Consider the following 24,988-nt stretch of genomic DNA (forward strand, 5'->3'; position numbering starts at 1 on the left):
CGACAAGGAAGTGAAACGCCATGCGCACCCTGGAAACCCTCGTCGGCGGAGAGTGGGTGACCACCGGCGAGTGGATCGACGTCCACGACCCCGCCGACGTCCGCACCCCCCTCGCCCGTGTCCCCGCCCTGCCCGCCAAGGACGTCACCCGGGCCTACGACCACGCCGAGCGCGCCTTCGCCGGGTGGAAGCGCACCAGCCCCTTCGAGCGCGCCCGGATCATGACCGGGGCGGCCCGCCTGATCCGGGAACGCCTGGAGGAGATCGCCGCCGACGTCACCGCCGAGAACGGCAAGACCCTCGCCGAGGCCCGCGCCGAGACCGGCAAGGCCGCCGACTTCCTGGACTACTACGCCGGACTCGCCCGCCAGGGCTACGGCACCCTCCTGCACGACGTCCGCCCGGACACCCGCACCCACACCCAGCGCGAACCCATCGGCATCATCCTCGTCGTCAGTCCCTGGAACGACCCCCTGATCACCCCGGCCCGCAAGCTCGCCCCGCTGCTCGCCACCGGCAACGCCGCCGTCTTCAAGCCGGCCACCGAGACCCCGCTCTCCGGACTGCACTTCGCCCGCGCCCTGCACGACGCGGGCCTGCCCGCCGGAGTCCTCAACGTCATCACCGGCCGCACCGCGGAGATCGAGGAGGCCCTCCTCGACGACCCGCGCATCGCCGCGATCACCTTCACCGGCTCCAACGCGGTCGGCAACCGCATCCGCCGCCGCCTCGGCGACCGCAACGTCCGCTTCCAGGGTGAACTCGGCGGCAAGAACGCCTCCGTCGTCCTCGCCGACGCCGACCTCCCGGCCGCCGCGAAGGCCGTGGCCGCCGCCTCCTTCGGACAGGCCGGACAGCGCTGCACCGCCACCAGCCGGGTCATCGTGGAGCGCGCCGTCCACCACGACTTCGTACGGCTGCTGCTCGCCGAGGTCGAGGCCCTGACCGTCGGCCCCGGCACCGACCCGGCCACCACCCTGTGCCCGCTGTCCAGCCCCCGGCAGCGGGACTCCGTCCTCGCCGACATCGGCCGGGCCGTCGAGGAGGGCGCCACCGTCCTGACCGGGGGAGCGGCCGACGACACGCGCCCCGACGGCTGCTACGTGCTGCCCACCGTGCTCGGCGACGTCACCCCCGACATGGCGCTCTGGCGCGACGAGGTCTTCGGGCCGGTGCTCGCCGTGCGTGCCGTCGTCGGCTTCGAGCAGGCCGTCGAGGCCGTCAACGACTCCGGATTCGGCCTGGCCGCCGCCCTGTTCACCCGCGACCTCTCCCGCGCCCACCGGTTCGCCGACGAGGCCGAGTGCGGCCAGGTCGCCGTGAACACCACCACCACCGGCTGGGACGTCCACCTCCCCTTCGGCGGGTTCCACGACTCCGGCACCGCCTACAAGGAGCAGGGCGAGGAGGTCCTGCGCTTCTCCACCCGCGTCAAGACCGTCGCCATCCATTTCTGATTCGAGCCGACACCGAAGGAGCACGCCGATGGCTGACGAGACGATCGGGATCATCGGCGCGGGCATCGTGGGCCTGGCCACCGGCCGCGAGATCGCCCTGCGCCGACCCGGCACCCGGGTCGTGGTGCTGGAGAAGGAACACGAGGTGGCCGTCCACCAGACCGGCCACAACTCCGGCGTCGTGCACGCCGGCATCTACTACGCCCCGGGCAGCCTCAAGGCCCGGCTGACCGTGCGCGGGGTCGCCCTGCTGCGCGAGTACTGCCAGGAGCGCGGCCTCGCCTACGAGGAGGTCGGAAAACTCGTCACGGCCGTCCGCGAGGACGAACTGGGCCGCATGGCGGACCTCTACGAACGGGCCCGCGGCAACCACGTCCCCGAACTGCGGAGGGTCTCCAAGGAGGAGATCCGGGAGATCGAGCCGGAGGCCGGCGGCATCGCCGCCCTGCACTCGCCGCGCACCGCCATCACCGACTACAGGGCGATCGCCCGGGAGTACGCCAAGGACATCGAGGCGTCGGGCGGCGAGGTCCGGCTCGGCTTCCCCGTCGCCTCCCTCACCGAGGTGCCCGGCGCGATCGAGGTGGCGTCCGCGACGGACCGGGTGCGGGTCGACCGGCTGATCATCTGCGCCGGCCTCCAGTCGGACACCGTCGCCCGCCTCGCCCGGGACCGGGCCGAGCCGCGGATCATCCCCTTCCGTGGCGAGTACATGCTGCTCAGACCGGGGAAGGCACGGCTGGTGCGCGGCCTGGTCTACCCGGTGCCCGACCCCCGCTACCCCTTCCTCGGCATCCACTTCACCCCCCGTGTCGACGGCACCGTAGAGGTCGGCCCCAACGCCGTCCTGGCCCTGTCCAGGGAGGGCTACCGGCTCGGCGACATCTCGCTGAGGGACCTGGCGGGGCTCGCCGCCTACCCCGGGGCCTGGCGGATGGCCGCCCAGCACTGGCGCACCGGCGTCAAGGAGTACCGCGGCTCGCTGTCCAGGCGGGCGTTCATGCGCGACGCGAGCCTGTACATGCCGAACGTCGGGGTGGCCGACGTGGTGCGCGGCGGGGCGGGGGTGCGCGCCCAGGCGCTGGACCGGGACGGCACCCTCGCCGACGACTTCCGCGTCCACCGGGAGGGCAGGGTCACCGCCGTCCGCAACGCGCCCTCGCCGGCCGCCACCGCCTCCCTGGCCATCGCCGAGCACATCGTCGACGCCGTCTTCGGCGAGGGCTCCGGCGGCGGCCCCGGCGACCGCTCCCGCAAACAGTGAATGCCCTGCGCAGAGCCGTATTCCGCGCAACAACAGCTTGCGCTCCAAGGTCTCGGCAAGGGCCCCCGCCCGGCCTAGCGTTCCCTCCGCAAGCCCTCACCGCCCCGCTCGAAAGAGAGAGTTGAAGCCATGTTCGTCGTCGACACGCAGATCCACATCTGGAAGGAAGAGACCCCGGACCGCCCCTGGGTGCCCGGCGCCCGGGAGCGGATCCGCCTCAACGGCCACCGCGAGGACCCCTTCTCCTACGAGGAGGCCCTGGAGCTGATGGACGAGGCCGGCGTCAACCGGGCGCTGATCCTCCCGCCGTCCTGGGAGGGCGACCGCATCGACTACGCCCTGGAGGCATGCGAGGCGCACCCCGACCGGTTCGGCATCATGGCCCGCATCCCGCAGAACAAGCCCGAAGAGGGCAAGGCCATGCTGGCGGACTTCGCCCAGAACCCGCACGTCAAGGGCACCCGGCTCACCTTCCACCGGCCGATCGACCGCAACTGGATGATCGACGGCACCAACGACTGGTACTGGCCGATCGCCGAGGAGCTCGGCATCCCCACCATGGTCCACGCGCCCATCTGGAAGCGGGAGCTGGGAGAGATCGCCGCGAAGCACCCCGAGCTGAAGATCATCATCGACCACATGGGCATCATGGCCCGCTGCGTGGACGACGCGATCGGATACTGGGTCCAGGAGACCGCGGACCTGGCCGCCCACCCGAACATCTACGTCAAGGTCTCGGCGCTGCCGGGCTACTCGACGCAGCCGTTCCCCAACAACAACATCCAGCAGTACGTGCGCGAGATGGTCGACAAGCTGGGCCCGCAGCGGTGCTTCTACGGCACCGACATCACCCGCCTGCTCGGCCACGGCATCACGTACACCGACACCATCGAGCAGTTCACCAAGCACTGGGACTTCACCCCCGAAGAGCTCGAATGGATCATGGGCCGGGGTATCTCCGAGGTCCTGAACTGGCCGATCGAGGGCTGACATGAACGACACCGAGCACCTGGACGGCGGTGACGCCGCCGTCTCCGCCTTCACCGCCGCGGGCGCCGACTACGTCTTCTGCTCATCGGGGTCCGAATGGGCCCCGGTGTGGGAGTCGCTGGCCCGGCACCACCGCGACGGGACCCCCTGCCCGGGGTACCTCGATCTGACGCACGAGACGGTCGCCGTGGGCATGGCCACCGGCTACGGCCTGATCACCCGCCGCCCGCAGGGCGTGCTGCTGCACGCGGCCCCCGGCCTGCTCCAGGGCTCGATGGCCGTGCACGGAGCACTGCTCGCCGGTGTCCCGATGGTGGTCACCTCCTCGGAGTCGGCCACCTACGGCGACGGACCCGGCAAGGACCCCGGCGGCCAGTGGTACCGCAACCTGTCCGTCGTCGGCGGCCCGCACGGCGTCGCCCAGCCGTTCGCCAAGTGGTCCAACGAGGCGGCCAGCGTCCACACCCTGCCCACGATGATCACCCGGGCCGCGGAGCTGGCGTGGCGGGCCCCTGCGGGACCGGCCTACCTGAACATCCCGCTGGAGATCCTGCTGGAGGAGTGGGACGGCCGCGAGGCCAAGCCGATCGTCCCGCCGGGCTCCACGCACAGCTCGCCCGACGAGGCCGACGCGGTCGCGGCGATGATCCGCGAGGCCGCCAACCCGGTGATCGTCACGGAGACCGCGGGCCGCGAGGCGGACGGCTTCGAGGCGCTGACGGCCTTCGCCGAGGCCTGGGACATCCCGGTCGTCGAGCCCGACTCGGCGGTCTGCGGGAACTTCCCGCGCACCCACCCCCTGCACGCCGGCAGCGACATCGGTCCGTGGATGGACGAGGCGGACCTCATCCTCCTGGTGAACTGCCGGGCGCCCTTCTACCCGCCGAGCCGCCGCCCGTCCAAGGCACGGGTCGTCGTCATCGACGAGGTGCCCCAGCGCCCGCATGTGGTCTACCAGGTCCTCTTCGCGGACCGGTACCTGGAGGGCAACGTCGCCAACACCCTGCGCCAGCTCGCCAAGCGGGCGAAGGACCTGGACCCGGCGGCGGTCACCGCCCGGCGCGCCGCACAGGAGGAGCGGCACGCCGACGAGCAGGCGTCGATCGCCGCCGCCGAGGCACGGGCCGGCGCCGCCGAGGGCATCGACCCCGTGCTGGTCGCCGCGGAACTGCGGCGGCTGCTCGACGGACAGGACGCCGTCGTCGTCGACGAGACCATCACCCACAGCAGGGTCGTCAAGCGGCACCTGCGCACCGACACCCCCGACTCGTACTTCTACGTGCAGGGCGGGCTCGGCCAGGGCATGGCGGTCGCGCTGGGCGTCAAACTCGCCGCCCGGCAGCGCCCGGTGGTCCTCACCATCGGCGACGGGGCCTTCACCTACAACCCGGTGATCCCCTCCTACGACGCCTCGCGCGCCTACGAACTGCCGCTGCTGATCGTCGTGTTCAACAACCGTGTCTACAAGTCGATGAACCTCAACCACCGGCGCTTCTACCCCGACGGCGCCGCCGCCGAGACCGGGGAGTGGCTCGGCACCGACCTGCACCGGCTGCCCCGGCTCGCCGGGTTCGCCGAGCCGTTCGGGATGCACACCGAGACCGTCGACGCGCCCGACGCCCTCGGGCCCGCCCTGGAGCGTGCCCTCAAGGCCGTCGCGGAGGGCACCACGGCCGTCGTCGACGTCCTCGTCACCCGCTGATCAAGGAGAACCATGTCCGACCGCAAGCTCGTGCCCGCGGAGGAGTTGCGGGAGTTCTCCGCGGCCCTGCTGGAACAGGGCGGCCTGAGCGCCGAGCACGCCCGCACCACCGCCGACGTCTTCGTCTGGGCCGCCCTGCGCGGTGTCGAATCCCACGGCATCGCCCGCGTACCGGCCTATCTGGAGCTGCTGGCCAAGGGCGTCGCCAACGCCCGGCCCGAGATCAGGATCGAGTCGACCACCCCGGCCGCGGCCGTGCTGGACGCCGACCGCGCCCCCGGCCCCGTCGCGCTCGGTGCGGCCGCCGACGAGGCCGTCCGGCGGGCCCGGACGACCGGCATCGCCTCGGTCGGTGTCCGCCGGACCGTCCACACCGGCGCCATCGGCTACTACGTGTCCCGGATCGCCCAGCAGGGCCTGGTCGGACTGGGGTTCGTGGCGGGCATGCCCAACATGGGCTACACCGGCGCCAAGGGCGCGGCCGTCGCCACCAGCCCGCTCGCCGTCGCCGTACCGGCCAAGGAGCACGCCCCGCTGGTGCTCGACATGGCCACCGCCACCATCGCGCTCGGCAGGATCCGCCAGGCGCGGGCGAACGGCACCCCGCTGCCCGAGGGTGCCGCCGCCACCGAGGACGGCACGCCCACCACCGACCCCGAGCAGGCGGTCATGCCGCTGCCGCTGGGCGGCGCCAAGGGCTCGGGCATGTCGCTCGCGTTCGAGCTCCTCACCAGCGTGCTGGTCGGCGCGCCGATCTTCTCCGCGTTCCACTCGGACGACCCCCAGGGCCGCAAGCACCGGCAGAACGCGCTGCTCATCGCCGTGGACCCGGCTGCCTTCGGCGACCCGGACGCCTTCACGGCCGCGGTCGACGCGACGCTGTCCACGCTCAAGGGCCTGCCGAGCGACGACGGCGTGCACTACCCCGGTGAGCGCAGTGCCGCCGTGGCCGCCGGGCGGGCCGAGGAGGGCATCCCCGTCGCGCCGAAGGTCTGGCGGGAGCTGACGGAGGCCGCGGGCAGGTTCGGTATCGCGCCGCCCGCGTGAGAACGAGGCCCCCGGCCCCCGACGGGGGAGGGCCGGGGCCGACGGCGAGGAGCGCCGCCGCCACGAAACGTGGCAGCGGCGCTCCTCGTGCTGTGGCGGCGTCGTGCCGTCAGCGGCCCGTGCGCACCCCGTCCAGCGCGATGGCGAGGACGCGGTCGCGCTGGGCGTCGTCGACGAAGGTCGTCGCGGTGATGCCGGCGACCATGCGCAGCAGGTCCCCGAAGTCCATGTCCGTGCGGGCCACGCCCGCCCGCTGGGCCCGCTCCAGCAGCGGCCCGCCCGCGGCGTACATCGAGTCCCGGCAGGCGTCGAAGATCTCCGACTGGTCGTCGAGGGCCTCGCGCACCGCCCGCTTGGTGACCATGTAGCCGGTGAACCGCTCCAGCCAGGTCGTCAGCGCCGGCCACGGTTCCAGCGCGGCGACCTCCCCGGCGATCTCCACGAGGTCGTTCACCTCGCCCGCGTACACGCTCTCGAAGAGGTCGCGACGGGTGGGGAAGTTCCGGTAGAGGGTGCCGATGCCGACGCCGGCCCGGCGGGCGATGTCCTCCAGGGACGCCTCCGCGCCCTTCTCGGCGAACGCCTCCCGGGCGGCGGCGAGCAGGGCGTCGTAGTTGCGCGCCGCGTCCTTACGGTGCGGTCGCCGGGCCGCCACGATCTCGGTGACGGGGAACGGCTGGGCGGTCACGGGCTGCCTCCCGGAGGGCACGGTTGAAGCGGAGGGTAGCCTCCGCTAGAGTGGAGGTGTACCTCCACTTTATCAGTGCGGGGTCCCGTCCGCCGTGGGCCCGCGCGCCCACGCGGGCCCCACTTCCCCGCTCGCACTCCGCCCGTATCCGGAGAGGCTCCTCATGCCCCGCTCCTCCACGCGGCTCACCTTCGCGGTCCTCGCGACGGGTGCCGCCGTGTTCGCCATGCTCCAGTCGCTGATCGCGCCGGCCCTGCCGATCGTCCAGCAGGAGCTGCACACCTCGCAGTCCACCGCGACCTGGGTGATGACCGCCTACCTGCTCTCCGCCTCGGTGTTCACCCCGATCCTCGGCCGGGTCGGCGACCTCGTCGGCAAGAAGCGCACCCTCGTCGCCGTCCTGACGGTCGTCGCGCTCGGCTGCCTGCTCGCCGCCCTCGCGCCGTCCATCGGCGTCCTCATCGCCGCCCGCGTCGTACAGGGCGCGGGCGGCGCCCTGTTCCCGCTGTCCTTCGGCATCATCCGCGACGAGTTCGCCCCCGGCGACGTCCCCCGCGGCATCAGCAACCTCTCCGCGGTGATCGCCGCGGGCGGCGGGGTCGGCATCGTCGCCGCCGGACCCGTCATCACCGCCCTCGACTACCGCTGGCTGTTCTGGATCCCGGTCGCCGTCGTCGCCGTGACCACCCTGATCGCCCTGCGCTACGTCCCCGAGTCCGCCACCCGGGCCCGCGGCGGCGTCAACTGGGCCGGCGCGGTCCTGCTCTCCGGCTGGCTCGTCGCCCTGCTGCTGCCGATCAGCCAGGCCACCGTCTGGGGCTGGGGCTCGCCCCGTGTGCTCGGCCTGTTCGCCGCCGCGCTCGCGCTGTTCGCCCTGTGGCTGCGTGCCGAGACCCGCTCCCGCACCCCGCTGATCGACCTGAAGGTGATGCGGCTGCCCGCGGTGTGGACCACCAACACTGCGGCCCTGCTCTTCGGCGCGGGCATGTACGCGATCTGGTCCTTCCTGCCCGGCTTCGTCCAGACCCCCGGCTCCGCCGGCTACGGCTTCGGCGCGAGCGTGACCCGGTCCGGACTGCTCATGCTGCCGATGCTGGTCGCGATGTTCCTCTCCGGTGTGCTCGGCGGCCGCCTCCAGCCCGTCGTCGGAGCCAAGGCGCTGCTCGTCACCGGGGCCGCGCTCGGCGCGGTGGCCTGCGGCTTCCTCGCCCTGTGGCACGACCAGCAGTGGCAGGTCGCGGTCGTCGCGGGCGTCTTCGGCCTCGGCATCGGACTCGCCTTCGCCTCCATGGCCACCATCGTCGTCGGCAGCGTGCCGCCCGAGCAGACCGGCGCGGCTACCGGGATGAACGCCAACATCCGCACCATCGGCGGCTCCCTCGGCGCCGCCGTGACCGGAGTCCTGGTCACCGGCAGCCTCCAGCCCTCCGGCCTGCCGTACGAGTCCGGCTACACCCACGGCTTCGCCCTGCTCGCCGTGTTCTGCCTGGCCGCCGCCCTCGCCGCCCTCCTCGTCCCGGCCGGCCGCGCTCCCCGCCCCGCGACGACCGTCCGCGGACCCGCCCCGCTGCCCCGGCAGACCGGAGCATCCGGCCGCGTACGGTAAGGTTTACCTGCGTGTTCTCGCGGGTCACCGCGAGACGGGCAGACCGGGACGTGGCGCAGCTTGGTAGCGCACTTGACTGGGGGTCAAGGGGTCGCAGGTTCAAATCCTGTCGTCCCGACGGTACGAAGGATCCTCGCGGGCGACAGCCCGCGAGGATCTTTTTTTTCTTGCCTACGGCTCCGTCCGCACGGCATGACGCTGCCGGCGACGTCACCCTCCCCCGAAGGTGGCGTCACCGGCAGCTCCCCCGGCGCCGGACTGGTGGTCCGTTCGTCCGTGTGCGGCTGCACCCGTGCCGTTTACCAGCACATCACCGCGGTTTCCCCCGACCCCCAGGCGGAGTACAGGCGCACACGGACGAAGTAGCGGCGGCCCTTGACGAGATGGGCCTTGATATTCGTGTTCCCGGACGTGCCTCCGTCGTCCTGGCCGGTGAGGTAGCGGGGTTCCCCGTCCCGCTCCTCGAAGACCACCACGACGGTGTCGCTGTCGCCGAAGGTGCCCACCGTGTACTCGCGGGTCTCCGGCGGCTCGACGGTGAAGTCGGCCTGCTCACCCGGGCCGAGAGCGATCGGCGCCGAGCGGAACGGCACCAGCGCGGGCGGTCGTGGAGCACCGGCCGACGGATACCAGCGCAGGACGTACTCCTTGTCGGCGGGGGAGAGCGTGCCCGGCGGGTTCAGGCCCCCGCGGAACTGCTCCGGCTCCAGGATGAGCCCCGCCCCGAAGGGGTACTCCATGATCGACTGCGGGTCCCAGACGGAGCCGTTGACCTCGTCCGGGTCGAGCTTGCGCAGGATGTTGAAGAACGTCGTCTCCCGGCTCCAGAAGTTCGGCGGCCCCGCCAGGTCCGCGACGACGGCCTCGTCGTCCCAGTGGATGCCGGCGAACGGGCTCTGGTGCTCGTGCAGCATGCCGAGCGCGTGCCCGATCTCGTGCAGGGCCGTCCCGCGCTCCCCGGGCGCGGTCAGGTCCCAGCCGAAGTTCATGGTCCGTTCGTTCAGGCCGACCTGGAGCGCGTCCTTGCCCACCGTCGACCAGGAACCGTCACCCGGCTGGAACCCGATCCGTACCTCCGCCTCCGAGCGGTCGGCGACCTCGGTGAACGACACCCCGATGCCGAGGTCCTGCCACTCCCGGAAGCACTCGCGCACCACGTCCCGCTGCTCCTTCGAGCCGACCCACGACACCTTCCGGGACCCCCCGGTCCCCGGTACGGACATCGTGGACGCGTCGCTGTCGCCGTCGAAGAAGTAGTAGTGCAGGACCGTGTGGTTGACCCACATCCGGCGTCCGCCGATGAGCGCGCGCTGCCGCTCGGCGGTCAGCCCCGGTGCCGGAACGGGGGCCGACTGCTGCGCGAGGGAGCAGTAGCGAGCGGTCATGGGGCAAGGTTGCCGCCCCCGGCCGCCCCGCGCCTGAGTCGGGGGCTACTCAAGTCGCCCTGTATCAGGGCTGAGTAACCGGACTCTATTGGGTGTGATGACATTCGAACGGGATGCGAAGACCCTCGAACTGCCCTGGCCGTTCACCGGACGGGACAGCGAAGTCGAGCTGATCCGACGGGCGTTGGCCGCCGGCCGCCACGGAATCGTCGTGACCGGTGTCGCCGGCTGCGGCAAGACCCGGCTCGTCGCCGAGGCCACCCGGGGCGGCGACTGCGCCAGGGTGGCCGGCACGCCCGAGGCCCGCGCCATCCCCTTCGCCGCCTTCGCGCACCTGCTCCCCGAGGGCGTCACCCTGCACCGCGCCATGCAACTCCTCTCCTCGGTAAGGGTGTTGATCGTCGACGACGCACACCTGCTCGACGACTCCTCCGCCGCCCTCGTCCACCAGCTCGCCGTACAGGGCCGCACCCGGCTCCTGGTGGTCGCCACCGACGGCCCGCCCGCGCCCGGCGCGATCACCCGGCTGTGGACCGGCGAACTCCTGCCCCGCCTCACCCTCGACCCACTGCCCCCGGAGGAGACCGCCGAACTCCTCGCCACCCAGGCGGGCGGCGGCCTGGAACCCCTCACCGTGAACCGCCTGCACCGGCTGTGCCAGGGCGATCTACGGCTGCTGCGCGACCTGTTGGGCGCGGTGCGCGAGCGTGGGCTGCTCACCCCGGTACCCGGCTCCGACGCCCGCGCCTGGCGCGGCCCGCTGCCCCTGACGGCCACCGTGCGCGAGCGCGCCGCGCACGTCCTGGACCGGGCCCGGCCCGAGGAGCGCGAGACCCTCGAACGCGTCGCCTTCGACGAGCCCCTAGCCCCGGACATGGACGCCTTCGATCTGCGGATCCTCGAAGTCCTGGAGGCCGACGGCCTGATCCGCATCGACGACCGGGGCGCCGTCCGCCTCGCCCACCCCCTGCACGGCCCGGTGCTGCGGGCCGCGGCCGGCGGGCTCCGGGCGAGGCGGCTGGCCCGCACCCCCGAGCAGTGCGCGGCGGCCCTCGACACGGAGACGGCCCTCCTGCGGCACAGCGTCCGCCAGGCCGACGTACGGGCCGTTTCGGCGCCCGTGGGGGAGTGGCTGGTGGACGAGGGCGTCCGGGTCCCGGCCCGCTACGCGGCCGTGCGTGCGCGGTTCGCCCGGATCGGGGGGCGGCTGAAGGAGGCCGAGGCATGGGCCCACGAAGGGCTCCTCGACACCCCGGGCGACCCGCGCTGCGGCGACGAACTCGCCCTCGCCGTGGCCCAGTCGGGCGAACTCACGGCCGCCGCCGACGCCGGGGCCGGCTGGCCCGCCGTCGTCCGCGGCGACATCGACGCGGCCCTCGCGACCGTCGAGCCGTACGACGCCGTACGCCTCGGCGCGCCCGAGCGGGCCGCCGGACGCCTCGACGGGGTGTTCGCCCAGCACGCCGAGGCGCTCGCCCGCGGCGACGGACCCGCGCTCGACCGCGCAGCCGAGGCGCTCCAGGAGCGCGGGCTGCTGCTGTACGCGGCCGAGGCGCACGCCCAGGCGGTACGGGCCCACCGCGACCCGCGCGCCGCCCGTAGCTCCCGCACCCGGGCGGTGTCCCTGGCCCGCCGCTGCCAGGGCGCCCGCACACCCGCGCTCTCCGGCCTGGTCCTCGGTGAACTCACCGCCCGCCAACGGCAGATCGTCACGCTGGCCGCGGCGGGACTGAGCAACCGCCAGATCGCCGAACGCCTCACCCTCTCCGTCCGCACGGTCGGCAACCACCTCTACAGCGCGTACGCCCGTCTCGGCGCGAGCGACCGAGGCGCCCTCCCCTGCCTGCTGGACCAGCCGGCCTGACCCGCGACCGCCCCCGAGGGGCCGGGCACGCCCGGGTGCCCGGCCCTCGCCCGTACCCCGGCACGCCTGGGCGCCGGGTCCGACCGCACCGCGGTGCGCCCGGGATGCCCCCCGACCATGCCTCGACGCGCCTGGTGTGCCCGGCCCTCAACAGACTCCTGCACGCCCGGACCCGGACCCGCCCTGGCACGTCCAAGTGCCCGGTCCTCGACCTCACCCCGGACCTGTCGGCAGCGGACCCGGGCAGCACCGGCCCGGTGCCCACCGAGCCCACCACGCCCCAGGCGGGGAAAGGGCCGTGCCGCGTTCGCAGCGGGGCGAGCACGACGCCACACCCCTTCAGGCCCCGCGCCCCGCTTGCCGCACTCCACCGGAACCCGCGCGGGGATGCCGAGCAGCCAACGGGACCCCGAGCACGGGTATCAGGCCCTGGCCCTTCCGGGCAGGAGTGTCCGGCGCGGCACGCGACGGCAGGGGCCGGTGCGATCGGTCCCGTCGGGCATTCTCCTCGGCGCCCGACAGAACAGGCCGCGACGAGTTGACGCGTGGGCACGCCCTCCGACATGCGACGACGGCGAGATCTCCGGCCCTTGGACCGGACCCTCCAGGCGCCCCGCGCCTCCGGCGGCGGGCTCGTACGCCCGGTGCCCGTGGCCCCGACGCGGGTGGACCACAGGCCCCGGCCGACACCCCCGTGGGCCGGGTGGCGGCCCGGGGGAACCGGTGGGCCGGCGTGGTCGGACAGCGGACTCCCGGAGGGGTCTACGCCGCTCCGAAGGCTGTGAAGGCCCAGCCCGTGGACTGGTGGATCGCGTCCGACGGCAGGGCCGCGCGGGCGTCGCGCAGGGCCTCGGCCAGGGAGAGGCCGGCGCTCAGGCCCTTGTGCAGGGCGACCATCAGGGGGACCACTGCCGCGTCGTTGACCGGGGCGCTGCACGCCACCACCCCGGCCGTGCCCAGCGGCAGCAACGCCGTGACCAGGCCCAGGAGTTCGTCGGCGCCGACCGACGCGAAGCGGGCGGTGTCGCAGCAGGAGAGGATGATCCGGTACGGGCTGCGGGCGAGGCGCTCGAAGTCGTGCACGATCAGCGGCCCGTCGGACATCCGCAGCGCGGAGAAGAGCGGACTGTCCGCCCGGAACGTGCCGTGTGCCGCGATGTGCGCGAGCGCGGCCCCGTCCAGCTCCCGCAAGACCCGCTCCACACCCGCGGCGTCCTGCTCCAGCAGCGTCGGCGCACCGTACCGGTCGGCGAGTTCGGGGACCTCCGCGCCCCCGCTGGCCAGACCGGGGCCGCGGACCAGCACCTGACGGCCGCCCGGCGGCGGCTGCGTCTCCCGCGCCCGCAGCCAACTGCTCGCCGACGGAGACACGTTGACCACCCGCTCGCGCAGCGACGGCAGCAGCGCCCACGGCACCCGGTGCAGCCGTCCCGGCGGTACGACCACGACGGGCCCGCCGCCCAGATGCGCCGCCGCGGGCCCCAGCAGCAGCTCCTCCAGACGCCGGCCCGCCGCCTCCACCACCGGAAGCCGCCCCTCGGCCCCCGGATGCGCCAGTCGCCGCAGCCCCGCCTGCACATGCTCCGCCTCGACCTCCGCGTCGGCGAGCAGCCCGGCCTCGAACCGCCGTACCCGGCCCTGCGCGCACAGCAGCACCTGCACCCGCCCGTCCACCACGGCCAGTTCCACGAGCCTGGTGTGGTCGCCGAGGTGCCGCAGCAGCCGGGCCGGGTCGAAGCGGTCCCCGCCACCGGGCGACGCCCCGCGCATGTGCAGGGTCCGGGAGCGTATCTCCCTTTCCAGGCGCCGCTGTTCGCGCTCCAGCGCCGGCACCGGCCGCCCCTCCATGCGGGCGGCCTCCGCCCGGGCCGCGATCTCCCGGAACGCCGTGAGCCCGCTCTGCAGCGCGGGGTCGGCGGGCGGCAGGGTCGGCGGAGCGGTCAGCACCGTGGCCCGCCAGCGCTCGCTCCACACCAGCAACTGCCGCGGACCGCCGGAGTCCAGGCTCACCCGCTGCGCCAGCGCGGCGAGTTCGGCGCCCTGCGCCGTGGCCCGGGCCCGCAACTCCGAGGCCCCCAGCGTCGTACGGTGGTCGTCGAGGACGTCCAGGCCGCGCCGGCACGCCTCCAGGACTCCTCGCCCTGACCCCGCGGCCCGCGCCCGCAGCGCCTGCGCCGCCCAGCCCGTCATCCGCGCCAGAGGTGGACCGGCGTGCCGGCTGCGGGCCGCGTCGCCCAAGTGCCGCTCGGCGTCCGCCCGCCAGCCCAGCGCCAGCGCGATCCGGCCCGCGAGCAGCGACGCCTCCGGTGCCGCCGGGGCACCGAACGCGGCCAGCCGGTCCGCGGCCGAGGCGGCGTCCGCCACCAGCCGGCCCGAGGCCCGCCCCGCGGTCAGCCGCGCCTCGATCAGCACCAGCCGGGCGTGCGTCTCCCACCAGGTCCGCCGCTGCCCGGCGAACAGCCGTACCGCCAGCGCGGCCCGGGCCACGGCCGTGTGCTCGTCGCCCGTCAGCCGGGCCGCCCGCGCGGCGACCAGCAGCAGCTCCGCCTTGCGCGTGGACTGCCCGCCGATCCCGTCGAGCACCCCGATCGCCGCGTCCGCCGCGGTCAGCGCCTCCGGGGCGAGCCCGGCGGCCATCAGCACCTCGCAGCGCCGGATGTCGAGCATGAACGTCGGCGTGCCGAGCTTGGCGTACCGCTCCTCCGCCTCGTCCAGCAGCCGCAGCGCGGCCGGGATGTCCCCGGCCCGGAACGCGGCCAGCCCCCGGCTCTCCACCGCGTCCGCCTTGTCGTGCTCCTGGCCGGTGGTGTCCCACAGTGCCTCGGCGGCCGTGAAGTCGGCGTCGGCCCGCTCCACCGTGCCGAGCGCCAGATGCACCGTGGCCCGCAGCGTCAGCGCCCGAGCCGTCCAGATCACGTCGTCCGCCTGCCGCAGCACCGGGATCGCCCGCCGGACGTCCTCCAGCGCCTCCCGGTGATGACCGAGCACCCACCACACGTACGCCCGCCGGTACAGCACCCGCGCCCGCGTGTGCCCGGTGCCGCGCGCGACCCCCCGCTCGAACGCGGCCAGGCCCTGCCGGGTGCGGCCCGCGTGCACGAGCGCCACGCCGAGCGTGCCCAGGACGTCCGCCTCGCGCTCCGCGGAGTCCGCGCGCGCCGCGAGATCGCGGGCCCGCCGCAGATGCTCCAGCGCCAGCCTCAGATCCCCGAAGTCCCGCTGCCAGATGCCGATCACCTGATGCGCGACGGAGGCGTGCAGCGGTGACGGATCGGCGCCCAGCACCTCCTCCGCCCCGGCCAGAGCCTCCCCGGGTGCGGCGAACACCTTCGGCAGCAGTTGGAGAACCGAGTCGCTTCCCGCGGTCACCCTACGGATGGTAGTGCTCACTCCTGGCGGCCACACAGGTTTGGCCCTGTATCAATCGACGGCCCGGGGACTCTGTCTGACGAACCGTCGCTCAACGGGAGGACACGTCATGGCACCACAGCGATTCCACGAGCAGTTCGACCAGATCCAACGCTCCATGCCCGACGTGCCGTTGGCGATGGGTCCCGACGACTCCGCCGAGTTCTTCTACGAGAAGGGCGTCGTGCTGGCCCGGGACGGGGAGGAGGCCCGCGTCGTCGAGGACACCGTCCGCGAGCACTTCACCGCCTTCACCGGCCTCACCTCTGACCAGGTGCGCCGCGCGGGCCCGGAGACCAACCGGTCCGGGATCACCCGGATCCAGGTCGGCGACCCCGGTCACGGCGACCGCCGCGGCGACCGGGCCGTGGCCGGCGCGCTGCGCGCCCTGCGCTCCGCCGAGGGCCGCGCCGGGCGCCGGCTGGTCAGCCGCAACCACGTGGTCTCCATCGCGGTGAACGCCTGCCCCGGCGACGAGCCCGTGCCGGCCCCGCTCACCCAGCGGCCCAACCCGTCCGCCGCGGAGGGCGTCCACGACCCCGACACCGCCGTCGGCGTCCTCGTCGTCGACACCGGCCTGATGCAGGACTACCGCTCCTACCCCCTGCTCGCGCACACCGACGGCGACCTCCAGATCAAGGAGTGCGACGACGACGGCATCCTCCAGCAGTACGTCGGACACGGCACGTTCATCGCCGGACTCGTCGCCGCCGTCGCCCCCAACACCACGATCACCGTCCGCAACACGCTCAACGACGCCGGCGCCATCCTGGAGTCCGAGTTCGGCGACAAGCTCTTCGAGGCCGTCGAGCACGGCGGCTGGCCGGACATCCTCAGCCTCTCCGCCGGCACCTCCAACGGCCGCACCGACGGACTGCTCGGCCTGGACGCCTTCATGCGGGAACTGCGCACCCAGCGCACCCTGTTGGTCGCCGCCGCCGGAAACAACGCCAGCGCCACCCCGTTCTGGCCGGCCGCCTACGCCGAACTCCCCGAGTACGCCGACTCGGTGCTGTCCATCGGCGCCCTGCGCGGCGACGGCGAGTACGGCGCCTGCTTCAGCAACCACGGCTCCTGGGTGAAGGCGTACGCCCCCGGCGAGCGCCTGACCAGCTCCCTCACCGGCTTCGACCGGCCCGTCCCGTACGTGTACCAGCACTCCACCTACGACGCCTGCCGGTACGGCTTCGCCTACGTGTGCACCTGTCAGTCCCCGCGCCACACGGGCCTGTTGAGCGAGGAGCGGGCGGTCGCCGCCACCGGGAAGCCGGACCAGGTGATGTTCGAGGGGTTCGCGCACTGGAGCGGCACCTCCTTCGCCACCCCCGTCGTCGCCGGCATGGTCGCCGCGCACATGACCGCGCACAAGGAGACCGACCCGCGCGCCGCCCGCGGCCAACTGATCTCCTCCAACACCGAGTTCGCCGAGGTGCGCGGGGCGCATGTGCCGGCGCTGTGCCCGCCCACCTGGCGCCCGGTTCCCGTCGTGCCGCTCAGTCCTCCGGCATGAGGGCCGGAACCGCCCCCTCCACGGCGTACGATGTCTTGCCGTACACGAGGGGTGGGGCAGTGGATCGTGCGGATGTCGGCGCGCTCGTCCAGTCCGCCGTCGACGGTGAGGCGGCGGCCTGGAAAGCGCTCGTGGAAGGACTCAGCCCACTGGTGTGGTCGGTGGTGCGCGCCCACCGGCTCTCCGACGCCGACGCGCACGAGGTGTACCAGACCGTCTGGTTCCGCTTCGCCCAGCACCTGGGGCGCATCCGCGAACCGGAGAAGGCAGGCTCCTGGCTGGCGAGCACCGCCCGCCACGAGTCCCTGAAGGTCCTCAAGAGCCTCAAGCGGCTGACGCCGACGGACGACCCGCTGCTGCTGGACCGGGTCAGCGACGACCGTACGCCCGAGGAGACCCTCCTGGACTCCGAGGAGGCGGCCGCGCAGAGCGAACGCGTCCGCCGGCTGTGGCAGGAGTTCGAGGAACTCGGCGAACGCTGCCGCCAGTTGCTGCGGGTGCTGATGGCCTCGCCGCCACCCAGCTACCAGGAGGTGTCCGGGGCCCTCGGGATCGCCGTGGGCAGCATCGGTCCGCTCCGCCAGCGCTGTCTGCGCCGGCTCCGGGCCCGACTCGACGCACGGGGAGCGCTGTGAACGACGACGACCTGAACGACGATCCCCTCGACGCCTTCGAGGAGGGACCGGACTTCGACGACGCCCTGCTGGAGGAGGAGCTCCGGCGGGCCGCCGCCATCCTCGACCCGGTACCGGCCGAACTGAACCGGATCGCCGTCGAGGCCTACGCGCTGTTCGAACTCGACGCCCGCATCGCCGAGTTGACCTTCGACTCGGTGGTGGACGCCATCCCGGTGAGGGGAGCCGTGGACGTACCGCGGATGCTGACCTTCCGCGCGGGTGAGGTCACCGTGGACGTCGAGGTGACCGGCGAGGGGCTGATGGGGCAGGTACTGCCGCCCCAGCCGGCCCGGATCGAGGTGCTCAGCGGCCCCCAGTCGGCCGCCCCGGCCCTCACGGCCGACGCGATGGGCCGCTTCAGCAGCGACGAGGCGCCCACCGGCCCGTTCGCGCTGAGACTGCGGACCGGCGCGGAGGTCGTCGTCACCCCGTGGCTCTGCGCCTGAATCACCGGGCACGACTGAATTTTCGGGCCCGCCCGAGTCACCGGGCACGCCCGAGTCACCGGGCCCGCCCGAGTCATGGGCACGCCCGAGTCACCGGGCACGCCGTGTCACCGGGCCCGCCCGAGTCATGGGCACGCCGTGTCACCGGGCGCGCTCGAGTCATTGGGTGCGCCGTGTCACCGGGCACGCCCGAACTATCAGGCACGCCCGAGTCACCGCCCTGCGCCCGGGTCACCAGGCGCAGGACAGCGACCGCGGACCGCGGATCACCGTCCCGCGCCGCCAGGGCACCTCGTCCGGCGGCACCGCGAGCCGAAGCCCCGGCAGCCGCTCCAGCAGCGTGTTCAGCAGCAGCTCGCTCTGCAGCCGGGCGAGCACCGCGCCCGTGCAGTGGTGCGGGCCGCTGCCGAACGCCAGATGCGGCGGCGCCACCCGGTCGGGGTCGATCCGGTCCGGCTCGGCGAAGACCCCGGGGTCGCGGTTGGCGGCGAGATAGGACACGTACACCGGGTCACCGGCCCGGATCCGCACCCCGTGCAGTGCGACGTCCTCCAGGGCGATCCGGGCCGGGCCCACACTGCCGCGGTGCGGGATGTGGCGCAGCAGCTCGTCCACGACGGGGCCGCGATCCTGGGGCCGGTCCCGCATCCGCTCCATCAACTCGGGGCGGGTGAGCAGCAGGTACAGCATCTGCCCGCAGTTGTGGGTGACGGCCTCGCCGCCGGTCTGCAGCGGGCCGGCCAGCCCGATCGCCTCCGTCTCGCTGATCCCGCCGTGGTGCACGGCGGCCCCGAGCAGCGAGTACACGTCGTCGCCGAGACTGTGCGCCCGGGCCCGCACGGTGTCGGTGATCCACCCGTACAGGCCGTCCCTGGCCCGCTCGGCGTCCTCGGCGTCCCCGGAGGGGGAGACGATCCGCCGGGTCCAGTCGTGCACCTGGTCCCGTTCGGCGACCGGCACCCCCATGACCTCGCTGACCACGGCGAGGGGGAACGGCTCCAGGACCCGCTCCACGAGGTCGGCGGGCGGCCCCTCCTTGACGACGCCGTCCATCACCTCGTCCAGCAGACGCCGGGCGCGCGGCCTGAGCCGCTTCATCGCGCCGACCGTGAAGGCCCCCGAGACCGGGTGCGCCAGCCGGTCGTGGTCGGGCGGGTCGGCGAAGGCCAGGGAGCCGGGGCGGGGCTTGAAGTCCGTTTCCGTCCGCGTCACTTGACGGATCGTCACTTCCGCCCGGCTGAACCGGGGGTCGTCGGTGACGGCCTTGACGTCCTCGTACCGGGTGACCAGCCACGCCCAGCCCTCGCCGTGCGGCAGCCGGATCCGGGTGAGCGGACCCTCGCGCATCAGCTCGGCGAGGACCGGGTCGAAGTCCGTGCCGTTCAGATCGCGCGCGGGCCAGTCCCGGACCAAAGGCCCGTCACGGCCGGTGAGCGTGGTGGTGTCGTCGGTCATGCCCCCACCCTCACCGGCGCCCGCCCGGCTGTCGCCCGGGAGTGCTCCAGCCGAGGTCAACCGGGCAGCGCGTCCACCAGAGCGGTCAGTGCCGAGGCGAGCCGGGTGAGGCCGGGGCCGGCCGGCCCGCCCGGCTCGCTCATGTAGGTGTCCCGCCGGATCTCCACCATCAGAGCGCTCACCCGGGGATCGGTCCCGTAGAACTCCAGCGGCACGTACGTCCCCGCGAAGGGGCTGTCGAGGCCGACGTCTCCGCACCCGGCGAACGCCTCCCGGGCCGCGGCGAGCAGCGCGGGCGGGGTGTGGAAGGGGTCGGTGCCGAGACAGACCTCCGGCCTCGGCCCGTCCCCGTGCAGCTCGTAGGGGAGCGGACGGCTCGGGTAGGAGTGCACATCGACGATCACGGCCCGCCCGGTGGCCGCGAGCCGCCCCGCGACGGCCTCGGACATGGCCCGCGCGTACGGCCGGAAGTACCGGTCGAGCAGCGGCTCGGGATCGGCGCCCGCCGCCCGCAGCACCTCGCGGTGCGTGGTGTGCGTGTAGACGGCGCCCATGCCGACGGCGAGCATCTCCTCCCGCCCGTCGGGGAACCGCTCGGGGTCGACGACGAGCCGGGACAGCCGGTTGGCGAAGACCCACGGAGTCAGCGCGCACGCCCCGGCCGCGGTCTCGGCGATCCGCGCGGTGTGCGCGTCGGTGATGTGGTCGAGCTCCCGCTCCAGGGCCGGGCCGTCCAGCACGATGGAGGTCCGTACGTCGTCGGGGATCTCCCGCGCGGAGTGCGGGACATGGAGGAGGACGGGGGAGTCCGCGGCACCGGCGGCCAGTGTGAACGCCCCGGCCGGGCGCGGTGGTTGCGGCACTACTGGCCCACCCGGCCGTCGACGCACTCGCGCAGCAGGTCGGCGTGGCCGCAGTGGCGGGCGTACTCCTCGATGCGGTGGACCCACAGCTCACGCACGGAGTTCCGGTCCTCGCCCACCCGGGTGCCCAGGTCGGAGTACCGCTCCAACTCCGCGTCGGTCGCCGCCTGTTCGCGGGCGAGGTCGGCGAACGCCCCGTCGACCAGGTCCCGGGTGCCGGCCGCGCCGTCGAAGTCGGCGTCCCGCACGCCGTACAGCTTGGGCTGCGGGTCGCCGGGCACGATCCAGTTGCGCCAGTCCCGCTCCACCTCGGCGAGATGACGGACCAGGCCGAGCAGCGACATGGTCGACGGCGGCACCGACCGCAGGGCGAGCTGCTCGGGCTCCAGGCCCTGGCACTTCATCTCCAGCGTCAGCCGGAAGTCGCGCAGCACGCTGCGCAGCGTCTCCAGCTCGCCGTCCGGACCGGGCCCGTCGTTGTCGCGGGGGTCCTCGCCCGGGTCCGCCCACATGTCGGGGTACACACTCGCCTGGGTCCACCGCTCGGGTACGTCGCTCATCCTCCCCACCCTGCTGACCCGGGCCCCGGGCCCGCAACCGCTTTTCCGTCGGCCGCGCGGGCCCAGCGGTGGAGCGTCCCGCTCGCGTCGTCGTAGGTCAGCCAGGTCCCGTCGCCGAGGGGGCTCACGAAGCTGTCCACCTCGCCGCTGGGATAGGTGACCGTGCCCCGTATCTCCAGGGTGCGGGCGTCCAGGAGCCAGTGCCGGGCCCGGTCGTGGTCGGCGTCGGACTCCAGGGTCGAGGCGATGACGGTGCCGGCGTCGACGAAACCGCAGCCGTGGTCCCAGCAGGGCGGGTCCTCGTCGTCGCCGGGATCGGGATCGGGATCGGGTTCGCGCTCGGCGAGGACGGTGCCGTCCAGCGCGTGCAGGATCAGGTCCGAGCCGTAGTGCTCGACGGTCAGGAAGCCCTCGTGCGCGGGGTGGACGCCGGCCAGGATGCGGTCCATGGAGTCGTTGAGGTCCCAGCCGGTCAGCCGCTCGCCGTCCCGGCGCGCCCAGTGCAGCAGGACGCCGTCCTGGCCCATGCCGACGCACAGGCCCATGTGGACGCCGTCCGGGTGGGACAGCTGGTGGGAGCCGGAGGCGGCACCGTCCAGCGGCAGCCGGGCCAGCTCGCGTCCGTCGCGGGCGTCGAGGACGACCCAGTACTCCTGGAACCCGCCCTCCTCGGGAGCGAGTACGACGTGCGCCCAGACCAACCGGCCGTCGTCGGAGACCCGGCACGAGCCGTGTTCGAGGCCGCGGCACACCTCCTGCTCGTCGCCCGTGTGGGGGTGGTCGAGTTCGGGCCCCCAGCAGGCGTGCCGGTACTCCCACAGGGTCTCGCCGCCGGCTCCCACGGCACGCACCGCGCGCTGCCCGGAGAACACCGCGAAGCCGGCGTCGGGGCTCACCGAGTGCACGCCGCGGTCCCAGCCGGGCCAGGGCAGCGGGAAGACGGCGAGCGGCGCCGTTTCACCCGCGAACACCTCATGCAGGTCGTGGACCGCCAGCTCGGGCCCGTCGGCCAGCAGCGCCCGCGGCGCCCGGCCGCCCCGGATGTCCAGGGCGAAGCCGTTGACCAGCGCCCTCCCGCCCGGCAGCCGGACCGAGCCCCGCGACTCCACGTTGATCGACATGGAGCAGACGGTACGGGAGGGCACTGACAACGGGTCGTGCGCCCCGGCTAGTTCAGTGCCACCGGCGCCGGATCGCCGTAGAAGGTGATCGGGGGCCAGCCCCGGGACTCCGCGAACTCGCTGAGCAGCGCGGCGAGTTCGAGGGGGCTGATGCGCAGCGACGCGGGGGTCTCCGAGTTCGTCACGCGGAACTCGATCTGCACCTCCGCGTTGGTGTCGTTACCGGTGTTCGTCCAGGCCCGGCCGGTGAAGTACGTGTCGTGCGCGAACTGCGTGGCCTCCGCGGCCTGCGCCTCCGCCCCCGCGGCCCCCGTCTCCGCCGCCTGGGCCGGCTGCGCCGAGGCCGCGCTGCCGAGGACCGCGCCCGCCGCGGTCGTACCGGAGTAACCGAGCAGGGATCTTCTGGAAAGACTGGACAAGGTTCCCCTCCTTCGGCGGCCGCGCGGGGGTGTCCCGGGGCCGCGGCCCGATCGTAGGCATGATCGAACCCCGCACAGGGCTGAACGAAATCGTCCGGTACGTGCCCGGGCATGCCGGAGGGCCGGCACCGTGGCGGTGCCGGCCCTCCGGGTGCGTGCGAGCGTCAGCTCAGGGAGGCGAGAGCCTCGTTCCAGGTGGCCGACGGGCGCATGATCTCGGCCGCCTTCGCCGGGTCGGGCTGGTAGTAGCCGCCGATCTCGGCCGGGGAGCCCTGGGCCGCGATCAGCTCGTCCACGATCTTCTGCTCGTTGGCGGAGAGCGTCTCGGCCAGCGGCGCGAAGGCCTTGGCCAGCTCGGCGTCCTCGGTCTGCGCGGCCAGCTCCTGCGCCCAGTACAGGGACAGGAAGAAGTGGCTGCCGCGGTTGTCGATGCCGCCGACGCGGCGGGTCGGGGACTTGTCCTCGTTGAGGAAGGTCGCCGTCGCGCGGTCGAGGGTGTCGGCGAGGACCTGGGCGCGGGCGTTGCCGGTGGTCTTCGCGTACTGCTCCAGGGACGGCACCAGGGCGAAGAACTCACCGAGCGAGTCCCAGCGCAGGTAGTTCTCCTTGACCAGCTGCTGGACGTGCTTCGGAGCGGAACCGCCGGCACCCGTCTCGAACAGGCCGCCGCCCGCCATCAGCGGGACCACCGACAGCATCTTGGCGCTGGTGCCCAGCTCCAGGATCGGGAACAGGTCGGTGAGGTAGTCGCGCAGCACGTTGCCGGTCACCGAGATGGTGTTCTCGCCGCGGCGGATGCGCTCCACCGACAGCTTGGTGGCGTCGACCGGGGCGAGGACGCGGATGTCCAGGCCGTCGGTGTCGTGCTCGGCCAGGTACGTGTGGACCTTGGCGATCAGGTTGGCGTCGTGCGCGCGGGTCTCGTCCAGCCAGAACACGGCCGGGTCGCCGGTGGCGCGGGCGCGGGTGACGGCGAGCTTCACCCAGTCCTTGATCGGCGCGTCCTTGGTCTGGCAGGCGCGGAAGATGTCGCCCTCGGCGACCGGCTGCTCGATGAGGACCTCACCGGCGGCGTCGACCAGACGGACCGTGCCGGCGGCCGCGATCTCGAAGGTCTTGTCGTGGGAGCCGTACTCCTCGGCCTTCTGCGCCATCAGGCCGACGTTCGGGACCGAGCCCATGGTGGAGGGGTCGTAGGCGCCGTTGGCGCGGCAGTCCTCGATCACGGCCTGGTAGACACCGGCGTAGGAGGAGTCCGGCAGCACCGCGAGGGTGTCGGCCTCGGCGCCGTCGGGGCCCCACATGTGGCCGGAGGTGCGGATCATGGCCGGCATCGAGGCGTCGACGATGACGTCGGACGGCACGTGCAGGTTGGTGATGCCCTTGTCGGAGTCGACCATCGCCAGGGCCGGGCCCTCGGCGAGCTCGGCGTCGAAGGACGCCTTGATCTCGGCGCCGTTCGCGAGGGCCTCCAGGCCCTTGTAGATGCCGCCCAGACCGTCGTTGGGGCTGAGACCGGCGGCGGCCAGCGCGGCGCCGTGCGCGGCGAAGGTCTTCGGGAAGAAGGCACGCACGACATGACCGAAGATGATCGGGTCGGAGACCTTCATCATCGTGGCCTTGAGGTGCACCGAGAACAGCACGCCCTGGGCCTTCGCCTCGGCGATCTGCGCGGTGAGGAACTCGCGCAGCGCGGCCACGTGCAGCACCGAGGCGTCGACGACCTCGCCCGCCAGGACCGGTACCGACTCACGCAGCACCGTGGTGGTGCCGTCCGCGGCGACGTGCTCGATCCTGAGCGCGCCGGCCTCGGAGATCACGACGGACTTCTCGGTGGAGCGGAAGTCGTTCTGCCCCATGGTCGCCACGTTGGTCTTGGACTCGCCGGTCCAGGCGCCCATACGGTGCGGGTGGGTCTTGGCGTAGTTCTTGACCGAGGCGGGGGCGCGGCGGTCGGAGTTGCCCTCACGCAGGACCGGGTTCACGGCCGAGCCCTTGACCTTGTCGTAGCGGGCCTGGATGTCCCGCTCCTCGTCGGTCTTGGGGTCGTCCGGGTAGTTCGGCAGCGCGTAGCCCTGGCCCTGCAGCTCGGCGACGGCGGCCTTGAGCTGCGGGATCGACGCCGAGATGTTCGGCAGCTTGATGATGTTGGCCTCGGGCGTCTTGGCGAGCTCACCGAGCTCGGCCAGCGCGTCCGGGATGCGCTGATCCTCGGCGAGGTACTCCGGGAACACCGCGATGATGCGGCCGGCCAGCGAGATGTCACGCGTCTTCACGTCGACACCCGCCTGCGAGGCGTAGGCCTGGACCACCGGCAGGAAGGAATACGTCGCCAGGGCCGGGGCCTCGTCAGTGTGCGTATAGATGATGGTCGAGTCAGTCACCGGGTGCTCCGCTCCACGTCTGCAACATTGCTCGACATCAAGATATCTCGTGATCGCCCTCGGCTCGACAGGGGTCCGCACCCGGACGGCACGGGCGGGGAACGAGTTTCGGCCGGAGGGGCAACCTCCGCACGCGTTTCGA

At 73.3% G+C, this 24,988-nt stretch carries 19 protein-coding genes and 1 tRNA gene; 11 read left to right on the plus strand and 9 right to left on the minus strand.

What is annotated here, in order from left to right:
- The first annotated feature begins 20 nt into the window (after nucleotides 1-20).
- From ABT296_RS12990 to ABT296_RS13010, 5 genes are all read left to right on the plus strand, one after another.
- Nucleotides 21-1,457, plus strand: coding sequence for an aldehyde dehydrogenase family protein (locus tag ABT296_RS12990; RefSeq protein ID WP_351926343.1), 1,437 nt, complete (start codon nucleotides 21-23; stop codon nucleotides 1,455-1,457).
- A gap of 28 nt (nucleotides 1,458-1,485) precedes the next feature.
- Nucleotides 1,486-2,721, plus strand: coding sequence for an L-2-hydroxyglutarate dehydrogenase (gene lhgD / locus ABT296_RS12995; RefSeq protein WP_351926345.1), 1,236 nt, complete (start codon nucleotides 1,486-1,488; stop codon nucleotides 2,719-2,721).
- 129 nt (nucleotides 2,722-2,850) lie between these two features.
- Nucleotides 2,851-3,711, plus strand: a complete 861-nt coding sequence (locus ABT296_RS13000; RefSeq protein ID WP_351926347.1) for an amidohydrolase family protein — start codon at nucleotides 2,851-2,853, stop codon at nucleotides 3,709-3,711.
- Between the two features lies 1 nt (nucleotide 3,712).
- The gene (locus tag ABT296_RS13005; RefSeq protein ID WP_351926349.1) at nucleotides 3,713-5,413 is read left to right on the plus strand and encodes a thiamine pyrophosphate-dependent enzyme; all 1,701 of its coding nucleotides are present in this window, start codon (nucleotides 3,713-3,715) and stop codon (nucleotides 5,411-5,413) included.
- Between the two features lie 12 nt (nucleotides 5,414-5,425).
- Complete coding sequence (locus tag ABT296_RS13010) at nucleotides 5,426-6,460, plus strand: Ldh family oxidoreductase (RefSeq protein WP_351926351.1); 1,035 nt, start codon at nucleotides 5,426-5,428, stop codon at nucleotides 6,458-6,460.
- Nucleotides 6,461-6,569: 109 nt separating this feature from the next.
- Here ABT296_RS13010 and ABT296_RS13015 read toward each other — a convergent pair whose 3' ends face one another.
- Complete coding sequence (locus tag ABT296_RS13015) at nucleotides 6,570-7,148, minus strand: TetR/AcrR family transcriptional regulator (protein ID WP_351926353.1); 579 nt, start codon at nucleotides 7,146-7,148, stop codon at nucleotides 6,570-6,572.
- Nucleotides 7,149-7,311: 163 nt separating this feature from the next.
- Here ABT296_RS13015 and ABT296_RS13020 point away from each other — a divergent pair, with 163 nt between their 5' ends.
- Entirely contained in the window at nucleotides 7,312-8,754 is a 1,443-nt protein-coding gene (locus ABT296_RS13020) for an MFS transporter (RefSeq protein WP_351926355.1), read from the plus strand.
- Between the two features lie 44 nt (nucleotides 8,755-8,798).
- Nucleotides 8,799-8,872, plus strand: a tRNA-Pro gene (locus tag ABT296_RS13025).
- A 181-nt stretch (nucleotides 8,873-9,053) separates the two neighbouring features.
- Here ABT296_RS13025 and absR1 read toward each other — a convergent pair.
- A complete protein-coding gene (absR1, locus tag ABT296_RS13030; protein WP_351926357.1) occupies nucleotides 9,054-10,139 on the minus strand; it encodes a beta-glucuronidase AbsR1 in 1,086 nt (361 codons plus the stop codon).
- 97 nt (nucleotides 10,140-10,236) lie between these two features.
- Between absR1 and ABT296_RS13035 the strand changes: the two genes are divergently transcribed.
- Nucleotides 10,237-12,003: a LuxR family transcriptional regulator AbsR2 gene (locus ABT296_RS13035; RefSeq protein WP_351926359.1), complete on the plus strand. Its 1,767-nt coding sequence runs from the start codon at nucleotides 10,237-10,239 to the stop codon at nucleotides 12,001-12,003.
- A 762-nt stretch (nucleotides 12,004-12,765) separates the two neighbouring features.
- Here the strand turns inward: ABT296_RS13035 and ABT296_RS13040 are convergent.
- Nucleotides 12,766-15,372: a CHAT domain-containing protein gene (locus ABT296_RS13040; protein ID WP_351926361.1), complete on the minus strand. Its 2,607-nt coding sequence runs from the start codon at nucleotides 15,370-15,372 to the stop codon at nucleotides 12,766-12,768.
- A gap of 109 nt (nucleotides 15,373-15,481) precedes the next feature.
- On the opposite strand from ABT296_RS13040, the gene ABT296_RS13045 reads away from it, so the two are divergent.
- From ABT296_RS13045 to ABT296_RS13055, 3 genes are read left to right on the plus strand one after another with little or no spacing between them, the layout of a single operon-like run.
- A complete protein-coding gene (locus tag ABT296_RS13045) occupies nucleotides 15,482-16,921 on the plus strand; it encodes a S8/S53 family peptidase (protein WP_351926363.1) in 1,440 nt (479 codons plus the stop codon).
- Entirely contained in the window at nucleotides 16,918-17,556 is a 639-nt protein-coding gene (locus ABT296_RS13050) for an RNA polymerase sigma factor (RefSeq protein WP_351926365.1), read from the plus strand. Before ABT296_RS13045 ends, ABT296_RS13050 begins: the two co-directional genes overlap by 4 nt.
- Nucleotides 17,553-18,044, plus strand: coding sequence for a hypothetical protein (locus ABT296_RS13055; protein ID WP_351926367.1), 492 nt, complete (start codon nucleotides 17,553-17,555; stop codon nucleotides 18,042-18,044). Before ABT296_RS13050 ends, ABT296_RS13055 begins: the two co-directional genes overlap by 4 nt.
- A gap of 231 nt (nucleotides 18,045-18,275) precedes the next feature.
- On the opposite strand, the gene ABT296_RS13060 is transcribed toward ABT296_RS13055, so the two are convergent.
- The 6 genes from ABT296_RS13060 to ABT296_RS13085 form a co-directional block, all read right to left on the minus strand.
- Complete coding sequence (locus ABT296_RS13060; protein WP_351926369.1) at nucleotides 18,276-19,499, minus strand: cytochrome P450; 1,224 nt, start codon at nucleotides 19,497-19,499, stop codon at nucleotides 18,276-18,278.
- 56 nt (nucleotides 19,500-19,555) lie between these two features.
- Nucleotides 19,556-20,362: an N-formylglutamate amidohydrolase gene (locus ABT296_RS13065; protein WP_351926371.1), complete on the minus strand. Its 807-nt coding sequence runs from the start codon at nucleotides 20,360-20,362 to the stop codon at nucleotides 19,556-19,558.
- Complete coding sequence (locus tag ABT296_RS13070) at nucleotides 20,362-20,922, minus strand: DinB family protein (RefSeq protein ID WP_351926373.1); 561 nt, start codon at nucleotides 20,920-20,922, stop codon at nucleotides 20,362-20,364. The genes ABT296_RS13065 and ABT296_RS13070 overlap by 1 nt, the downstream gene beginning before the upstream one ends.
- Nucleotides 20,919-22,043, minus strand: a complete 1,125-nt coding sequence (locus ABT296_RS13075) for a hypothetical protein (protein WP_351926375.1) — start codon at nucleotides 22,041-22,043, stop codon at nucleotides 20,919-20,921. Before ABT296_RS13075 ends, ABT296_RS13070 begins: the two co-directional genes overlap by 4 nt.
- A 47-nt stretch (nucleotides 22,044-22,090) precedes the next feature.
- On the minus strand, nucleotides 22,091-22,462 hold the full coding sequence (locus ABT296_RS13080; RefSeq protein WP_351926377.1) for a hypothetical protein: 372 nt from the start codon (nucleotides 22,460-22,462) through the stop codon (nucleotides 22,091-22,093).
- A 164-nt stretch (nucleotides 22,463-22,626) separates the two neighbouring features.
- On the minus strand, nucleotides 22,627-24,846 hold the full coding sequence (locus ABT296_RS13085) for an NADP-dependent isocitrate dehydrogenase (protein WP_351926379.1): 2,220 nt from the start codon (nucleotides 24,844-24,846) through the stop codon (nucleotides 22,627-22,629).
- Nucleotides 24,847-24,988 lie beyond the last annotated feature (142 nt).

The sequence above is a fragment of the Streptomyces sp. NPDC000983 genome (genome assembly GCF_040299205.1).
Lineage (GTDB): Bacteria > Actinomycetota > Actinomycetes > Streptomycetales > Streptomycetaceae > Streptomyces.